20 protein-coding genes and 2 tRNA genes are annotated in these 15,124 nt (G+C 45.4%); 1 reads left to right on the top strand and 21 read right to left on the bottom strand.

Going from position 1 to position 15,124, the window contains the following annotated elements; all coding sequences use genetic code 11:
* Window positions 1-48: 48 nt before the first annotated feature.
* From NFR62_RS04650 to gluQRS, 11 genes are all read right to left on the bottom strand, one after another.
* Window positions 49-633, bottom strand: coding sequence for a helix-turn-helix domain-containing protein (locus NFR62_RS04650; protein WP_251615003.1), 585 nt, complete (start codon window positions 631-633; stop codon window positions 49-51).
* Window positions 634-635: 2 nt separating this feature from the next.
* Window positions 636-869: a hypothetical protein gene (locus tag NFR62_RS04645; protein WP_251615001.1), complete on the bottom strand. Its 234-nt coding sequence runs from the start codon at window positions 867-869 to the stop codon at window positions 636-638.
* Window positions 869-1,228, bottom strand: a complete 360-nt coding sequence (locus NFR62_RS04640) for a hypothetical protein (protein ID WP_251614999.1) — start codon at window positions 1,226-1,228, stop codon at window positions 869-871. The genes NFR62_RS04645 and NFR62_RS04640 overlap by 1 nt, the downstream gene beginning before the upstream one ends.
* Before the next feature lie 90 nt (window positions 1,229-1,318).
* A complete protein-coding gene (locus NFR62_RS04635) occupies window positions 1,319-1,549 on the bottom strand; it encodes a hypothetical protein (RefSeq protein WP_251614997.1) in 231 nt (76 codons plus the stop codon).
* A 13-nt stretch (window positions 1,550-1,562) separates the two neighbouring features.
* Entirely contained in the window at window positions 1,563-2,027 is a 465-nt protein-coding gene (locus NFR62_RS04630; protein WP_251614994.1) for a hypothetical protein, read from the bottom strand.
* 17 nt (window positions 2,028-2,044) lie between these two features.
* The gene (locus NFR62_RS04625) at window positions 2,045-3,067 is read right to left on the bottom strand and encodes a hypothetical protein (RefSeq protein ID WP_251614991.1); all 1,023 of its coding nucleotides are present in this window, start codon (window positions 3,065-3,067) and stop codon (window positions 2,045-2,047) included.
* Window positions 3,067-4,005, bottom strand: a complete 939-nt coding sequence (locus tag NFR62_RS04620; RefSeq protein ID WP_251614988.1) for an AAA family ATPase — start codon at window positions 4,003-4,005, stop codon at window positions 3,067-3,069. Before NFR62_RS04620 ends, NFR62_RS04625 begins: the two co-directional genes overlap by 1 nt.
* A gap of 7 nt (window positions 4,006-4,012) precedes the next feature.
* Window positions 4,013-4,993 carry a helix-turn-helix transcriptional regulator gene (locus tag NFR62_RS04615; RefSeq protein WP_251614974.1) on the bottom strand — a complete coding sequence of 327 codons (981 nt, stop codon included), beginning with the start codon at window positions 4,991-4,993 and terminating at the stop codon, window positions 4,013-4,015.
* Window positions 4,980-5,234 (bottom strand): HNH endonuclease, encoded by a 255-nt coding sequence (locus NFR62_RS04610; protein WP_251614971.1) that lies wholly within the window; start codon window positions 5,232-5,234, stop codon window positions 4,980-4,982. The genes NFR62_RS04615 and NFR62_RS04610 overlap by 14 nt, the downstream gene beginning before the upstream one ends.
* A gap of 446 nt (window positions 5,235-5,680) precedes the next feature.
* Window positions 5,681-5,773, bottom strand: a tRNA-Ser gene (locus NFR62_RS04605).
* 130 nt (window positions 5,774-5,903) lie between these two features.
* Window positions 5,904-6,857, bottom strand: a complete 954-nt coding sequence (gene gluQRS / locus NFR62_RS04600; RefSeq protein WP_251614968.1) for a tRNA glutamyl-Q(34) synthetase GluQRS — start codon at window positions 6,855-6,857, stop codon at window positions 5,904-5,906.
* 205 nt (window positions 6,858-7,062) lie between these two features.
* On the opposite strand from gluQRS, the gene NFR62_RS04595 reads away from it, so the two are divergent.
* Window positions 7,063-7,138: transfer RNA gene (locus tag NFR62_RS04595), tRNA-Thr, on the top strand.
* 79 nt (window positions 7,139-7,217) lie between these two features.
* Here NFR62_RS04595 and NFR62_RS04590 read toward each other — a convergent pair.
* From NFR62_RS04590 to NFR62_RS04545, 10 genes are all read right to left on the bottom strand, one after another.
* Entirely contained in the window at window positions 7,218-8,105 is an 888-nt protein-coding gene (locus tag NFR62_RS04590) for a radical SAM mobile pair protein B (protein ID WP_251614965.1), read from the bottom strand.
* On the bottom strand, window positions 8,102-8,374 hold the full coding sequence (locus NFR62_RS04585; RefSeq protein WP_251614962.1) for a DUF1848 family protein: 273 nt from the start codon (window positions 8,372-8,374) through the stop codon (window positions 8,102-8,104). Before NFR62_RS04585 ends, NFR62_RS04590 begins: the two co-directional genes overlap by 4 nt.
* A complete protein-coding gene (locus NFR62_RS04580; protein ID WP_338049892.1) occupies window positions 8,371-8,634 on the bottom strand; it encodes a hypothetical protein in 264 nt (87 codons plus the stop codon). Before NFR62_RS04580 ends, NFR62_RS04585 begins: the two co-directional genes overlap by 4 nt.
* Window positions 8,634-8,837 (bottom strand): hypothetical protein, encoded by a 204-nt coding sequence (locus NFR62_RS04575; protein WP_251614959.1) that lies wholly within the window; start codon window positions 8,835-8,837, stop codon window positions 8,634-8,636. Before NFR62_RS04575 ends, NFR62_RS04580 begins: the two co-directional genes overlap by 1 nt.
* A 65-nt stretch (window positions 8,838-8,902) precedes the next feature.
* The gene (locus NFR62_RS04570; protein ID WP_251614956.1) at window positions 8,903-9,346 is read right to left on the bottom strand and encodes a DUF1893 domain-containing protein; all 444 of its coding nucleotides are present in this window, start codon (window positions 9,344-9,346) and stop codon (window positions 8,903-8,905) included.
* A gap of 5 nt (window positions 9,347-9,351) precedes the next feature.
* Window positions 9,352-9,939 (bottom strand): ECF transporter S component, encoded by a 588-nt coding sequence (locus NFR62_RS04565; protein ID WP_251614953.1) that lies wholly within the window; start codon window positions 9,937-9,939, stop codon window positions 9,352-9,354.
* 2 nt (window positions 9,940-9,941) lie between these two features.
* Complete coding sequence (locus NFR62_RS04560) at window positions 9,942-11,081, bottom strand: aldo/keto reductase (RefSeq protein ID WP_251614951.1); 1,140 nt, start codon at window positions 11,079-11,081, stop codon at window positions 9,942-9,944.
* A gap of 221 nt (window positions 11,082-11,302) precedes the next feature.
* The gene (locus NFR62_RS04555; protein ID WP_338049891.1) at window positions 11,303-13,645 is read right to left on the bottom strand and encodes a homocysteine S-methyltransferase family protein; all 2,343 of its coding nucleotides are present in this window, start codon (window positions 13,643-13,645) and stop codon (window positions 11,303-11,305) included.
* Entirely contained in the window at window positions 13,621-14,238 is a 618-nt protein-coding gene (locus NFR62_RS04550) for a vitamin B12 dependent-methionine synthase activation domain-containing protein (RefSeq protein WP_251614948.1), read from the bottom strand. The genes NFR62_RS04555 and NFR62_RS04550 overlap by 25 nt, the downstream gene beginning before the upstream one ends.
* Window positions 14,225-15,094: a methylenetetrahydrofolate reductase gene (locus NFR62_RS04545; RefSeq protein WP_251614945.1), complete on the bottom strand. Its 870-nt coding sequence runs from the start codon at window positions 15,092-15,094 to the stop codon at window positions 14,225-14,227. The genes NFR62_RS04550 and NFR62_RS04545 overlap by 14 nt, the downstream gene beginning before the upstream one ends.
* Between the last annotated feature and the right edge of the window lie 30 nt (window positions 15,095-15,124).

Raw genomic sequence — 15,124 nt, 5'->3', positions numbered from 1 at the left:
TTTCGACCTTTTTTTCAATGGAATACTATGCTCTGCGTCAAAATTCTTTTAACTCTTACTATCTTCGTCTATCTCTTCCTTATCGGGAATAAAATCGGATACATCTTCCACTTGTATAGTTTCGGTTTCGCCGTACCATAAATCGTGCAAATAAAATTCGCCCAAGAATGCGCCGCAATGTTCGCACACATTTACCAAGTGCGTTTCGCCTGTTGTGCCGCTCCGCCTTTCTTCCAGAATCACGCCTTTATCGGCGCAAACCTTTATCATCCCATCGCTGAAAGCATCTGGCGGAATGGAACACCCATCAATTAAGCCGTACACGGTTTTCATTGGTTTGTGGCATTTCCAACAAGTCGTATTATCGGCGTAGCATATTTTGACATCGGGATGCGTTCTCGCATACTCTATTTCTTTTTCGCCGACTTCTCTCAATTGCGGACTATTCAATTCTTTGCATATTGCCGCAAGCTGTTTTCTTGTCGGCAAGCTCTCTCCGCGCTCAAACGATGCTATACTCCAACTTTCTATGTGAGTTCTTGCCGCCAATTTCGAACGCGAGCTACAGTCCTTGTTCTTTTTACGGACATACATCATTGCCTCGCAAAAAGGCATTTCCGATATGTTTTTCATTTTCACCTCGCCTTTGCTTTATTTATCGCTCTTTTTGCGATCCCGAATATAATCGTGACAAGTGCAGTCGGCACACCGAAATATAACGCCACCATCCCTGTCGGCGTGAAATAACTTGCCAATTTGTTCAGCTGCATTGCTGTCGGCAGTAGTGCGTACAACGCATCGAAAATGCCAGACAGCGTCTGGCAAAAGCCTTGCCAAAGCAGCGATAAAATTTCTATGAACACCGCCATTATTTCCTTAGCCACTCTCCCGTGCTTAAATTCAAAAATTGATCGAGTTTAATCTCGGCAACAAAGTCATTTGCGTATTGCCCCTCACGAGTTTGCTCGTCATACTTGAAAGAAATGTTGTATAGTTTCCCGGTTTTCGTTTTCCTTATTAACCCCTTTTCCAAAAAATACGCTATCACGCGCCGATGTGCGGCATCATCAGCGCCGTGTATGTAAAAACACGCCACACCCGTTGGCGGTCCGAATATGAAACCGAATCTTGTATGCTTTGCCGTTTGCACGATGCCGCGCTCGACCGCTTCTTTACACACGGACTTGGCATATTCGATCGAGTCTTCATCATTCGAAAAATGGTACATCCATTTTCCTGTTTTCTTCGGGTCGAATTTGGCATTCTCTTGGATATATCGTACTCATCCAATATCTTCTTCGATTTTCATCATTTCATCCTAATCGGCGAGAGCTATCACATACCCTTCGTTTGCGAGATAATCATGCCACTCGTCGAACGTGGGAAAGTCGGTCTTACTCCATTCGAATTCTATCTTGGCTGCACCCGACTTTGTGACGAGCTTCCATTTGGATTGCAGTTCGCGCATCTCAAATTCGACGCCGTCCTTTTCGGCCGTGCCGCGATTGCTTTTGGTTATTCCTTTTACCGTGTAGGTTATAGTAGCCATTTGCTTAGCCTCCTTATAATGCGCCCTCATATCGAGGGCGGAATTTGTAATGTAATACCGCTTCTATCAGCTCGGTTGCCGCTTTGCCTATTTCGGACTTGATTAAGATATTAATGCGATATGTATTTTGCTCTACCCAAGTACGAGAGTTTTCTTTGCATATGCCATATTTACTCATAGCCGGGTCAGCCGCAAGCGACTTCGGCAGTGTACTTAACGCATTAAACCCATAATGATGCGAGGTATACCGCGCTTTTGATTTGGTATTTGCCTTTCCTATTTTCAACCATTCGCCATTATAGGCGAACATATATACTGCCGCATATCCTTTCGGAAGATTTTTTGGTTTTGAATGAGGGCATCCCAAGTCTTCAATATAATAGTCCGATGATGTAATAGACTGCCCCAATCGAGCAGATATTTCCTCGATATAACGCATAGTTTCTACTATTTCGGTTTTGTATATTTTTTTATCCATTCTTTTTCCTCGTTTTTTTATTCCCACTTATCATAGTCTTTCATAGCCGCCGCAATTTCTTCTATAGTGCAATGCGCTATGTCTTTTATTCCAAAGTCTTCTTTTAGATAGAATTTCTTTTTACCATACATACCGTACTTTTTCTTTCTAAAATTGACCACCTCGACAAATCTTTCCACAATAAAATGCCAGTGCGGATCAGTTTCGTTATGGAAATTGTTTTTTCTATCCTCTATTGCAAACTCGACTTTATGCCTGTCTGCATCCGTCAACGGTTTCCCGTATACCAAATCACCATACACAATTTTTCCGAAATCATCGACGTGCGCCTCCACAATCTTGACTATTTTCCCAATCGCCCTTATGCTTTTTTCTTTATACAATCCTAAATAGCGAAAGCCAAGCGGCGTGTATTTATTGGAGTCATAATACACTCCGTTTTGAAAATTGAAATCGAATGTATTCGTAGTTAACCGCACCATTAAAGTATTTTCTGAATAATCTATAAGCTGCTCCATTTCGCAGTATTCTCTATACTCATCCAAAATTTCGATAAATGAACTGTCTTTTATTTCGTGCATATTACCCTTGATAATATCATAAAAATCTATATAAGTTTTATGGACGATATATATTTTCGGGTACTTTTCGATTAGTTTATTTAGATGACTTTGCACATCATTTTGCGGTGATAGAGCGATTAAAACCTTATATGTAAATTCGTCTTTTCCCGATAGCCCTTTCAAATGTCTTTCCAACTGATCAATATTGAATGCGCCCTCTTTTGCTTCGACAACTATCTTAAAACTATGCTGCATAATGCTGAAATCGGGTATGCTCCCTTTGCCGTTGCCCGTATCTTGTACAACGAAATGTGGCGCAACATTTTCCAATTCGCCTTGTTGTTCGATTATGTTGCAAAGAGTTTCATAGAATTTCTTTGGACTATAATCATAAAGCATTTGTAATAAAGAAAGTGCATTGCTTGAATGCGTGTTTTCTTTACCGTGATATCTTTGAAAATACTTTAAGTTATCCATTATGTATTATCTCCTGTTGCATTGGTCACTTTGGTAAAAAGGTTTTTGTATTGACTGAAAAAATCGTAGTATATGCGCACGTTTTCGAGTTGCCACCATTTCTTCAAAGCCACTGGAATGGAATCCAAATCATATATCTTTGCTCCATCAATGGACAATATGAACGGCGAATGTGTCGCTATAATCATTTGACATCCACAATATCTTACCATACGTCGAATAATTTCTACTAATTGCAATTGCAATTTGGGTGATAAACTATTTTCAGGCTCATCCAAGCAATAGAGCGTGTCGTTTTTCAGCTTTTCCTCGAAATATCGTAATGCCGTTTCTCCGTTGCTATTCAGTTTTACTTCCTCGCCCACCGTTTTTCTAATAAATTGTCTGCGCGATACAGACTTCCGCCTCGATAGAACTTGTAATCGTAGTTGCTCATAATCTTCCATACCATGTAATCTAACCGTTTCTCCAAATTTCAGTTCGCCGTAATCGTTATCTCGCACCTGTTCGATATGTTCGTGTATCTCGCTGTTATTTGTCCTAACAGTAAGCATATAGTCAAATACATCATCACTCGTAATAATACGGCTTCCGTTGGGTACGCGCAATTTGAATCCCTCGTCATCATTTCCCATTTCATATGTACAAACATCTCTATAAATGTCAAACACTTCGCTCGAATTAAATGGAGCAATACGATTCAATTCCAACTTTTGCGCTATTAAATTTAATAACGTACTTTTACCCGATCCGTTCCCTCCATATAAAATAGTTAGTGGCTCAAAATCAATACGTGACAACTCTTTCTTTGTGAACAATCCGCACGGATAGATGTTATCGATATATCCAAGCACACCGCCATTTTCGGCCATACGCCTTTTAATTGTTTTTTCTTCTTGTTCCGCATTTGGAATTATAAACTTATCGAGATAAACCATTTTGCACCTACATATACTGTTCGGCAGTTTTCGCCAAAAAATCGTTTACTTGATTTAGTACCGATTGAGGTGCGGTCACTTTCAGCATATCGCCGAATGAACAGCACCAACCGAGGAATCGTTTGCTCACTTGTACGTTGGCAGTAAACACGACCGTGTTCCCTTCGCCGTATGTAATATGTACACTCTTGCCGAATTTGTCGAAAATATGGTCTATAAGCGTTTTATCCGCCTGAAAGGATACTTTTGCGTCCTCGCCGCTGAACATCTCAAACAATGCCCTTTTATGGCGCGACAAGTCGAATTTCTTCGATTCTTCCGTTTCGTTTATCGGTGTTTGTTCGATGTCCACTTCATCCATACGATCAATGCGATAATGCCCTATGTTTCCGTGTTTATCGTCGTAGCACATCAGATAGTAGTTATCGTTGGAGAACACGGTCGAAAGCGGATTGACCACATACCGACGTTTCTCTTTGCGATATACCCGCTGATGTAAGATATCGTAATCGAAATAAACAAAGGATATCTGGCGGCGTTGTTCTATCGCGCTGCCTATCTTATCCACGATATAAAATATCTGCTCATTGTCGCTTTTCGGCGTATGAAACTCGACGGTGTTCTTTTGCAACACTTCCGCCTTTTTATCCCCGGCAAGCTGCGCAATCTTTCCTATAAGCACCTTCGTCTTTTTGTCGGTGATAAAACTCGCCGCTTGCACAGCGTCCATAAGTATTTGCAATTCGGGTATGTCAAAACTCCGATCCGCAACGTAGTATTCGTTGCTAATCTTGCGTGTGCGCATAACCTCGTATCCGTTGTCGTTCAATAAGGCGATATCGCCGTAGAGTGTTTTTCGAGTACAAGGATAGCCGCTTTCTTTTAATCTTTCGCGGAGCGTTTCCGTTCCCATGGGATGGTCTTCATCCGTTTCTCGACGGAGGATTTCCCATATTTTCATCGGTCGCAGTTTTTTATCTTTTTCCATGATGTACTTTCCAATGCTTTTGAGGAGACATCACTTGCAAGTTGCCCGGTCTGTTATTGCGCTTATTTCCATCGCGGTGATGCACGATTTCATTCGAGCGCAACGGTCTACCCATTTTGCGGCTTGCTACTTCACGGTGTTCGGGAACAAACCCATTGCTCCGTGCCATAGGACTGCTCGGCTTGTATATTTGGATATAGCCTTCTTTTGTGGTGTAAGACCTGCGTCTTCTTCCATACATGGTAGAGTACCTCCTTTATAGAATTATGCTTTTACATTATAACATTTTTTGCCGCTATTGTAAAGAATAAGGTGTGTCATTTTTGTTACACCTTATCGCAAAGTATAAGTGGCAGTCGAATTGCTTCGCGCTGCCACCATTGTTGCTATTTTTCCGCTTCTCAATCACACCAATTATCCGGCGGCGATTTTATTCAAAACCGAAATATTATCAAACATTCAAACCCCGCTCTATTCAAGATTTTGTCCACAAGGGTTAAAGGCGTGTTGACTAAAATCTTTTGTGCTATTATTTACAATGTCTATAATACAAATTATCGTCGATAAAACGCTTGCGTCCGCCGCAAATGTCGACACAGCGCGTTACAACCCCCAAAATCGTTCAAAATACCCTCTAAAATAGAAAAAGGCGGTCTAAAAATCAGAAGACTTTTAGACCACCGTCCTTGGCGGAGAAGGCGGGATTTGAACCCGCGCACCAGTTTTATCCGGTCTACTCCCTTAGCAGGGGAGCCCCTTGAGCCTCTTGGGTACTTCTCCTCAACTCGTTTCGGTTGCGAGTAAACAAACTTTACAACGCGTGTTTAATTATAGCAAAACGCGCGAAACACGTCAAGTAAAATAGCCGCATATTTCCATTTTACCCGATTTATTTCAAACGCAGTTTGCATTACATAAGGCTCTGCGGTAATAAAATTCGCGTTTTCGGAATTTTCTCCCACGAAAAGGCGCCCGTAAGTTCGAGCAACGACGCGGGAACGTCGGCGGGAATAATATGCGCCGCATACGCAAGAGAACCGAGCAAACGTTCCGGCGACGACACCGCAAGGCGGTGCGCTATTCCGTCGCCCTCGCTTTTGCTGAGTTTTCTGCCGAACGGGTCGCATACAAGCGGAATATGGTAATACTTAGGCGTATTATATCCCAAAAGATTCATAAGCCAAATTTGTCGAGGAGTGCTCGAAAGCAAATCGGCTCCGCGAACAACTTCCGTTACCCCGCTTTCGCCGTCGTCTACCGATACCGCAAGCTGATATGCGTAAACTCCGTCGGAACGGCGAATAATAAAATCGCCGCATTCGCGCGAAAGATTTTGCGTAAACACGCCCGCAATCCCGTCATGAAAAGTAATATCCGAATCGGGAACGGCTACGCGCAAGCACGGCTTTCGCATTTTAGCTTTTTCTGCCGCCTGCTCTTCGGTTAAACTGCGGCAAACTCCCGAATACACCACCCCGCCGTCACCGAGTCGGGGCGCTTCCGACGCGTGAAGTTGAGCTCTGGTGCAAAAACACGGATATACCAAATTTTTACTTCTTAAAATTTCCTCTTTGGCACGGTATACTCCCCCGCGCTCGCTTTGCCGCAACGGAGGCTCGTCGCCGTCAAGTCCGAACGCTCCGAGAATGTCTAATATCTTTTGCGCCGAAACTTTCGGACAGCGAACTGCGTCGAGGTCTTCTATACGTAACAAAAATTTGCCGCCCCTGCTTTTAACCGACAAATATGCTATAAGCGCGCAAAGCACGTTGCCCGCATGAAGCTCTCCGCTCGGCGTGGGCGCGAATCTTCCTACGGGCACAAAAGTACGTTCTTTATTGTTATAGGCGTCGTTTTCTTTCATATTTAATTCAACCGCAAATTTTCTCGCACATATAGCGTAGCTCATTATATTGCGCAAGGTCAAGCGCTTTAACGCAATCAAACGATTATTTTTTACAATTCCACAGTTCACGCAATAATTTTTACATATCCCCCGATAAAACATTTGATTTTTGCGTCGGGATAGTGTATAATAAATTCTGCCGCATAAGAAATGCGGCATATATGCTGTTGTGGCTCAGTAGGTAGAGCACGTCCTTGGTAAGGACGAGGTCACGGGTTCAAATCCCGTCAACAGCTCCAAATTTTAAAGAAAAGCGTCTCGTTAGACGCTTTTTTTGTTTTTATAGACAATTCAATGAATTGATATAAAATATATTATTTAAAAGCTTTTGTCGTTTTTTTGCGCAGACTTTTTGATTTTGCTGTGGTAGAAAAAGTTTACTATAACAGGCGGCGCGTCGAACGGACGGTTAAAGCCGTCGTCGTTCACTTTATATTCCAACCCTTGTTCTTTCGCGAACCCGCGCAAATCGGAATCGAGCATTTCCCAAAAAGTGTTGTCGCCGCAAACGTATATGCTGCGGTACAGCGGCATAAACTCAGGATAATTGTTTGAAATATATTTCATAACCGAAGGCTTAAACGTGCCGCGCAAATTCAGATTTTCGAGCCAAATAAGATTGCAGCGTTCTTTCGCTTTTTCTATTACGGCTCTTACGTCGGTAATGGCGGGAAATATCGGCGATATAAAGCATGTGGTGCGAACTCCCGCGTCGTGAAAAATTTTCATAGCGCGCAGTCGGCGCTCAATCGACACCCCGTTGTCCATATCGTTTTTGAAATTTTCGTCGAGCGTGTTCACCGACCACGAAACGCGAGCGTTCGGAAAAGTTTTTATAAGTTCCAAATCGCGCAATATAAGGTCGCTTTTAGTGGCGATTGAAATCTTCGCTCCGCTTCCCCGCAATTCTTCGAGCAACGCGCGAGTGCGCCCGTATTTTTCTTCCGCAGGTTGATACGGGTCTGTAACCGAGCCGATAAAAAGTTCTTTGCCGCAATACTTTTGCGGATTTTTTACGGGTTCCCAAAACTTGACATCCACAAAATCGCCCCATGTTTCGTCGTGCCCCGTAAAGCGTTTCATAAAACAAGCGTAGCAATATTTACACGCGTGTTCGCAACCGACGTAAGGATTGACGGAAAACTCGCATGCGGGTAAATCGGATTTTACGATTATACTTTTAACTTGTTTTTCTCCGACAATCATTTTATGTCACCGTCGAAAAACGAAGACTGTGCGGCAAAGGATTTTAAATTTGCCCAATCGGTAATTTCATGCAAACGCGGCAACAACGGCTTGTAATTTTCAGAACAAAATAATACCGCGTCTATCTTTTCGGGTGTAAGTTCGTATTTGGTAACCTTATGCGGAAACATAGGATTGCGCGTGTAAACAAACCCTTCTTCGAAACGCTTTAACAGCCACTCCGAATAATATTGCGCCGTATCCGTGCGCGCGCCCGTGTTAAGTATCATTTGTTTTCCTCCTTGTTAAACAACAATTTACTCTTATGTTTTTTAGGTTTCAGCAACATTACAACCGTTAAAATCACCGGAAAAACAAGCGCGAACAATATTCCCGTTTCCAAATCGCCGCCGAAACGGTCCGACAAAAATCCGACCACAGCGGGACCGCCCACGCATCCCAAATCGCCGCCGAGCGCCAAAAGCGCGAACATTGCGTTGCCTCCGCCCTTTACCGTTGCCGACGCGGAACTGTAAGTGCCCGGCCACATTATTCCCACCGAAAAGCCGCAGCCATGTCTATTAAAAGCTGCAACACGAAATTCACGGTAATAAGCAGCGTGATTTTGGAAAGAGGTATGCAGTATACCGTGTTAAACGTGAGAAAAAGCAACGGCACGAAAGTGTTCACAACCGCTTGAACAACGTAACCTATAAAGCAAGCGGTTATAGTCTTTTTAAAACTTTTCTCCATAATTTAAGTATGATTATGGCACACGCTCGCGCAATTAGTCAAGCGTTTTAAAACTCATTCCCATGCTAATCGGAAGCGTTATTCGCGCGCAATTCGTTCAATCTGTTTTTCACCGCACGCACTGCCGAAATAGGTTCGTTTACGCTCGAAACAGCCTCTTCCATAGGGCACAAACCGTTCCCATCTCGGTTCACGATTTTATCGGTAAGCGCGCCGAACGCCACGCTTATGCCGTAAATATCGCACACCCTAACGGCGTCGTGCGTTATAACTTCGGCATACAGCGCCGATATGCCAATAAAAGCATACAAAAGAGCCGCCGCCTTTCCCACTATTTTGTCGGCGGCGGCAAGAAAACTCTTTCCGCTTTCCGCAAAATTCAAAAGCGGGCGTATTCCCTTCTCGCGGCTTGTGAAATATTCTTTGCCGTCCGATATAACCAAAGTAAGGTTTTCACGCTCAAGCAATTTTTTAAGCTCATCTACGCAAGCCGAGTATTTAAACCGCATAACGCCTATTTATCGCGCGGCTTCTTTTCGTTTAACACGAAAGTTAAGAGCATTACGATTGCGGGCACAACAACGGCTTGCAACGCAAGTCCCCAAAGTCCTGCCTGAATTTGAGACCAAGCGACCGACGCCGACAGAGGAGACACTGTTTGAAATATTGCGGCAAGCAACAAAAACACGGTTCTTCCCGCAACCGCCGCAAGCAAAACTGCGGGAAAAGCGAGCCAACTCTTTTCGGCTATTTTTTTGGAAAACAGCCCCGACACGGCGGCAAAAACGCCGAGTTCAACCGCCATATAAGGCAACCGCGTTGCAACAGGCATAGGGCTACCCGTTGCGAGCGTTATTAAATAGCTTACTATCGGCGACAGAAGCCCCACTCCCAACCCCCATTGCCAACCGAGCAGACAGCCGCCGAGCAACACGGGCAAATACATGGGGAGCCAACGCGCTCCGCCGCTTGCGCCGAAAGCGATATGTATAAGTTGCGGTAAGATTACGGCAAGAGCGATTATAGCCGCCGAAACAACCGTTTTAACAGTGATTTTAACCTTAAAACTTGCGTTTTTTCTTTCCAAAACCGATTCGAGCATTTTTATTCCTCCTTTAATCTGAGCGTGAAGTCTTTCATCATTTCGGAAATTTTAATTCCCTGCGGGCACACCTTTTCGCAGCTTCGGCACCCTACGCACGCGCTCGGCAACTTATCTTTTTCATACGAGCTGAGCGCCATAGGGGCTATAAAGCCGCCGCCCGTGAATCGGTGCTCGTTATATAAACTTATAAGCTCGGGTATCGAAAGCCCTTTGGGGCAATGGCTGGTGCAGTAACGGCAAGCGGTGCACGGAAGCTTTGATTTTCCCGTCATGCGTTCGGCAATGTCCAAAAGAGTTTGCATTTCGGTTTTATTCAGCGGTTCGGCTTTTTCAAACGTTTTGATATTGTCTTTCACCTGCGCCATGTCCGACATGCCCGAAAGCGTAACGACAACGTCGGGGAGCGTTTGCAAAAAGCGGAAAGCCCACGCGGGCGTTCCCTCGTTCGGACGCAATTTTTTAAGAGTTTCCTCGTATTCTTTCGCAAGCGAAGCAAGCTTGCCTCCCCTGAGCGGTTCCATTACCCATACGGGTATATTGTGCTCTTTCAACAGTTCCGCTTTTTTGCGCGCGTCCTGAAATTCCCAGTCGAGGTAGTTTATTTGCAGTTGCCCGAATTCCATATATTCGCCGTATTCGGCTAAAAAACGTTTCATAACGTTTAAATCGCCGTGCGCCGAAAATCCCAAATGCTTTATCCGCCCGTTTCGTTTTTGCTTTATTAAAAAGTCGAACGTTTTGTATTTGGCGTCGTCGAGGTACGCGTCGATATTCATTTCGCACACGTTGTGGAAAAGATAAAAATCAAAATATTCCACGCCGCACTTAACGAGTTGCTTTTCGAAAATTTCTTCGGTTTTTCCCATGTTGCCCAAATCGTAACCTGGAAATTTGCTCGCAAGATAAAAGCTGTTGCGCGGATACTTTTTAAGAAGCTTTCCCATAACTATTTCCGACATTCCGTCGTGATAGCCCCATGCGGTGTCGTAATAATTGACGCCGCTTTTCATGGCGAAATCAATCATTTCAGCCGCAGCTTCTTCGTCTATATCGGCGTACACTCCGTTCTTTACGGGCAAACGCATGCAACCGAAGCCGAGCGCCGAAAGCTTAACGTCTTGGAACTGTTTATAAATCATTATACCCTCCTTGAATATACTTTGCGGTTTTTAATATTATAACATTAAACGTTTGAAAAATCAAAGGTTTTTACCTTGCGTTTACAGCGCCGTTTTTTGTTTGCGAATAATGCGTTAATCTTGCAAATCGCGCAAATTTACTTGTATTATAAACCATACTTATAAAAAATTCAAATACTTTTTACACATACTTTCTTATGCCGAAAAAGCATACTCGCATATTAGCGCGAAGCAAACGAATCAAGCGTTTTCACAAATTCGAGCGCGTCTTTAGTGTAAAAATCCGCGCCTATTTGCTCGGCGATTTCGCGGCTCAAAACCGCTCCGCCAACAAATATTCCTCGACCGCACCCCGCCGCCCTCAGCGCCATAATCGTTTTTTCCATGCTCTCAACCGTTGTGGTCATGAGCGCGGAAAGCCCCACCGCAAGCGGTTTGTGCTTTAAGTACGCTTCCGCAACTTTTTCGGGCGGGACGTCTTTTCCCAAATCCACAACATTATAGCCGTAAGACTCCGCCACCACTTTAACTATATTCTTGCCTATGTCGTGAACGTCTCCCTTAACGGTTGCAAGCACAACCGTGCCGCGAGAAACTCCTTGCTTCGGCAATTTATGCGACACCGCTTTAAAAGCGGTTTTAGCCGCCTGCGCCGCCGCCACAAGTTGAGGCAAAAACAATTTACCTTCGTCGTATAGCTTTCCCGCTTCGTCGAGCGCGGGAATAAGCACGCCGTTCACAACGCTCATCGGCTCGTTCGATTCGAGTTCTTTGCGCGTGAGTTCCTCCGCCTTTTCTTTAAGCCCGAGCAAAATACAGTCGCGCAAAGTGGCGGAGGGCGCGGAGCCGTTTTCCGTTTTTTTAACCGCCGCCGCAACCGAAGAAGCGGGAGAAAAATCTTTATATTCCGCGATATATTTTTCCGCGTTTTCGTCGGTGCCCGAGAGCACTCCGAAAGCTTTCAACGTTGCCGTCATTTCGGCGTCGAGCGGATTCATTATAGGCATGTCGAGCCCGCAAGCAAGCGCCGCCGCAAGAAAGGTTTTGTTTAAAAGCGGACGGTTGGGAAGCCCGAACGAAACGTTGGAAACGCCGAGCGCGGTTTTAACGCCGAGCGATTTAACAAGCCTTAATCCCTCCAACGTTTCTTTAACGAGTTTTTGCTCGGCAGACGCGGTAAGAACCAAAGTGTCGATAATAATTTTGCGACGCTCTATTCCGTAATCGGCGGCGCGCTCTATTATTTTTTTTGCAATTTCAAAACGCTCGAGCGCGGTGGGCGGCACACCACGCCCGTCCATAGTGAGCCCGAGCACAACTGCGCCGTATTTTTTGGCTATGGGGAACACTTTCGCCATAACGATCTCTTCCCCGTTTACGCTGTTTATAAGCGGAATGCCGTTGTATCGCCTTACCGCACGTTCAATCGCGGCGGGATTAGACGAATCTATTTGCAAAGGCAAATCCGCATACTCCGAAACTTTTCGGCACACGGTTTCCATAACTTCGGGTTCGTTTAACTGCGGAAGCCCCACGTTTATATCGAGAATATCCGCGCCCGCCTCTTTTTGCCGCACGGCTTCCCCTATAATTTCGTCGTAATTTTGAGCAATAAGCGCCTCTTTAAGTTTGGGCTTGCCTGTGGGATTAAGCCTTTCGCCGCAGACTTTCACGCCGCAAAATTCAACGATGCGGGTGCCCGAAGTTACCGCCGTAGGGCGGCTAATTTGTTTGCGCTTAACTTGCAAGCCTCTAAGCGCGCACAGCTTTTCTATAAATTCGGGTGCGGTGCCGCAACAGCCGCCTATTATGCTTGCGCCCATTTCCGCAAACTTTTCGGCGTAAAACGCGAATTCATCGGCGGAAAGTTCGTATTCGGTTTTTCCGCCTTTTAAAACGGGCAGACCTCTGTTGGGTTGCAACAACACAGGCACTCCGCTGCACGCGAGTATCCTTTTCGCAACTCCGAGCATTTCCTTAGGTCCGAGCGAGCAATTCGCGCCGAGCGCGTCAACCCCTAAACCTTCGAGCACCTCAACCGCTATTTCGGGAGTTGCGCCCGTAAGCGTTCTGCCGCGCGCGTCGAACGTCATTGTTGCAAACACAGGCTTGTTCGCGTGTTCTTTAAGCGCGAGCACGCACGCTTTTAATTCGTATAAGTCGGAAAAAGTTTCGGCAATGTAGCCGTCTACGCAGTCTTTCGTTATGTCGGCAATTTCGGCGAACGCGCTATACGCTTCGTCGAAAGAAAGCGAGCCGAGCGGCGCGAGCATTGAGCCCGTAGGTCCCACGTCGAAAAACACCTTTTTTCCCGCCGCCCGAGCGTTTTCCACAGCGGCGAGCGCAAGTTCGCGCAAGCCGTATTTTCCAACGTATTTTATACCGTTTAAACCGAAAGTGTTTGTTGTTATAAAATCCGCGCACGAATACGAGCGGTGTATTTCTTTCACCTCTTCGGGGTGAGTAACGTTTAGTTCTTCGGGATTTCCGAAAAGACCTTTTTTTGAAAGTTCGCTTCCCATTCCCCCGTCGAATATCATCAGTTCTTTTCCGAGTCGTAGCACCTTGCGCCCTCCTTTCTGTATTCGCAACGAGGCAACATAAAACAATTTTCGCACGATTTGCGAGCCGAAATCCCTATTCCTATTATTCCCGCCACAGTTTTAGACGGCAACATATAGTAGCTTTCCGACAGAGTAACGCCCACCTTTTCGGGTTGGAGCAACTCGAAAACATATTTCAAATCGTAAACTTCGCTTCCGCCGTAACCGGGACAAAAGCGGTAAGTTCTCGTCTCGCCGAAACGGGTTTCCCATTCGTCGGCGCACGCTTCGAGAAAAGCGCTCGCGCATGCGTCGAACACAACCGCTTTTGCGGCGTTCGCAACCGAAAGGTACTTTATTCGCGCGTCGGCCGTTGCGCCGAGCGACGCGACCTCTATCACAACGGCGGACGCTCCTTTTAAAAAACTTTCGTAAGGCGGCTTATTTAAAAAAGCGGGACGCTCGGTAAAAATCTTATATGTTACTCTAAATTCGTTTTGCTCATCAAGCTCGGTTAAACACTCGGCTATAAGAGCGTCGGTTTGAGGAGACGCGACCGCCCCTTTAAAACCGAGATAGCCGTATATTCTCGGCTTTAATTCAGAAATATTCATTGAACACATGCCTCAGCCTTTGGCAAATTTCAGCCGCCGTATCCGCGCGGTTCATAATATAAAGGTGAATGCCGGGCGCGCCCTTAGCTATTAAGTCTATAATTTGATACACCGCATAATTTAAACCTATTTCGCGCATTACGGCGGGTTTTTCGGAGTAAATTTCGAGCATGTTGCGGAACTCTATGGGAATTGTGCTGCCGCACATGCTCTTTATGCGCGCTATGTTTTTCGCGCTCGTAAGCGGCATTATTCCGGGCAACAACGGCGCGGTTATGCCCATTCTGCGCGCCTCGTTTAAAAGCCTGTAATAATACGAATTGTCGTAAAAGATTTGAGTTATGAAAAACTTTGCCCCGCACGCCTCTTTCTTTTTCAAATTTTCGAGGTCGGCATACAGAGTTTCGCACTCAACATGCCCTTCGGGATAACATGCGGCTCCCGCCGTAAAACCGTATTTTTCTATATATTTTATCAAATCGGTGGCATGCGGAAAATGTTTGCAATATTCGGCGTTGTATTCGGCGGGCTTATCGCCGCGCAAACAAAGCACGTTTTCCACGCCGAGCCGAGAAAGCTCTTTACAAACGCAGTCTATATCTTGCGGAGAAGACGGTCCGCCCGTTATATGGGCGAGAGGCTCCACTCCCACGCTTTTTATATAGCCGGCGATTTCGGCTGCGTTGCGCGCGTTAGAGCCGCCCGCGCCGTAAGTAACGCTTATAAAATCGGGTTTAAGCGTTTTAAGTTCGTTAATGCTATAAAACAGCTCTCGCGTTCCCGTGCCGCTCTTTTTGGGCGGAAACACTTCGAACGAAAGCGTCCGTTTGTTTTTTAAAATTTCGTCTATTCTCATGATTTTTTATTGCGCGTTTCCGCCCGTTTT

This window comes from Pumilibacter muris (assembly GCF_943193045.1).
Lineage (GTDB): Bacteria > Bacillota > Clostridia > Christensenellales > Pumilibacteraceae > Pumilibacter > Pumilibacter muris.
This window is presented reverse-complemented; position numbering and strand designations above follow the sequence as displayed.

Coding starts and splice junctions, on each gene's coding strand:
- NFR62_RS04650 (WP_251615003.1), bottom strand. CDS start 633: ATGAAAAACATATCGGAAATGCCTTTTTGCGAGGCAATGATGTATGTC.
- NFR62_RS04645 (WP_251615001.1), bottom strand. CDS start 869: ATGGCGGTGTTCATAGAAATTTTATCGCTGCTTTGGCAAGGCTTTTGC.
- NFR62_RS04640 (WP_251614999.1), bottom strand. CDS start 1,228: ATGTACCATTTTTCGAATGATGAAGACTCGATCGAATATGCCAAGTCC.
- NFR62_RS04635 (WP_251614997.1), bottom strand. CDS start 1,549: ATGGCTACTATAACCTACACGGTAAAAGGAATAACCAAAAGCAATCGC.
- NFR62_RS04630 (WP_251614994.1), bottom strand. CDS start 2,027: ATGGATAAAAAAATATACAAAACCGAAATAGTAGAAACTATGCGTTAT.
- NFR62_RS04625 (WP_251614991.1), bottom strand. CDS start 3,067: ATGGATAACTTAAAGTATTTTCAAAGATATCACGGTAAAGAAAACACG.
- NFR62_RS04620 (WP_251614988.1), bottom strand. CDS start 4,005: ATGGTTTATCTCGATAAGTTTATAATTCCAAATGCGGAACAAGAAGAA.
- NFR62_RS04615 (WP_251614974.1), bottom strand. CDS start 4,993: ATGGAAAAAGATAAAAAACTGCGACCGATGAAAATATGGGAAATCCTC.
- NFR62_RS04610 (WP_251614971.1), bottom strand. CDS start 5,234: ATGTATGGAAGAAGACGCAGGTCTTACACCACAAAAGAAGGCTATATC.
- gluQRS (WP_251614968.1), bottom strand. CDS start 6,857: ATGAAAGAAAACGACGCCTATAACAATAAAGAACGTACTTTTGTGCCC.
- NFR62_RS04590 (WP_251614965.1), bottom strand. CDS start 8,105: ATGATTGTCGGAGAAAAACAAGTTAAAAGTATAATCGTAAAATCCGAT.
- NFR62_RS04585 (WP_251614962.1), bottom strand. CDS start 8,374: ATGATACTTAACACGGGCGCGCGCACGGATACGGCGCAATATTATTCG.
- NFR62_RS04580 (WP_338049892.1), bottom strand. CDS start 8,634: ATGTGGCCGGGCACTTACAGTTCCGCGTCGGCAACGGTAAAGGGCGGA.
- NFR62_RS04575 (WP_251614959.1), bottom strand. CDS start 8,837: ATGGAGAAAAGTTTTAAAAAGACTATAACCGCTTGCTTTATAGGTTAC.
- NFR62_RS04570 (WP_251614956.1), bottom strand. CDS start 9,346: ATGCGGTTTAAATACTCGGCTTGCGTAGATGAGCTTAAAAAATTGCTT.
- NFR62_RS04565 (WP_251614953.1), bottom strand. CDS start 9,939: ATGCTCGAATCGGTTTTGGAAAGAAAAAACGCAAGTTTTAAGGTTAAA.
- NFR62_RS04560 (WP_251614951.1), bottom strand. CDS start 11,081: ATGATTTATAAACAGTTCCAAGACGTTAAGCTTTCGGCGCTCGGCTTC.
- NFR62_RS04550 (WP_251614948.1), bottom strand. CDS start 14,238: ATGAATATTTCTGAATTAAAGCCGAGAATATACGGCTATCTCGGTTTT.
- NFR62_RS04545 (WP_251614945.1), bottom strand. CDS start 15,094: ATGAGAATAGACGAAATTTTAAAAAACAAACGGACGCTTTCGTTCGAA.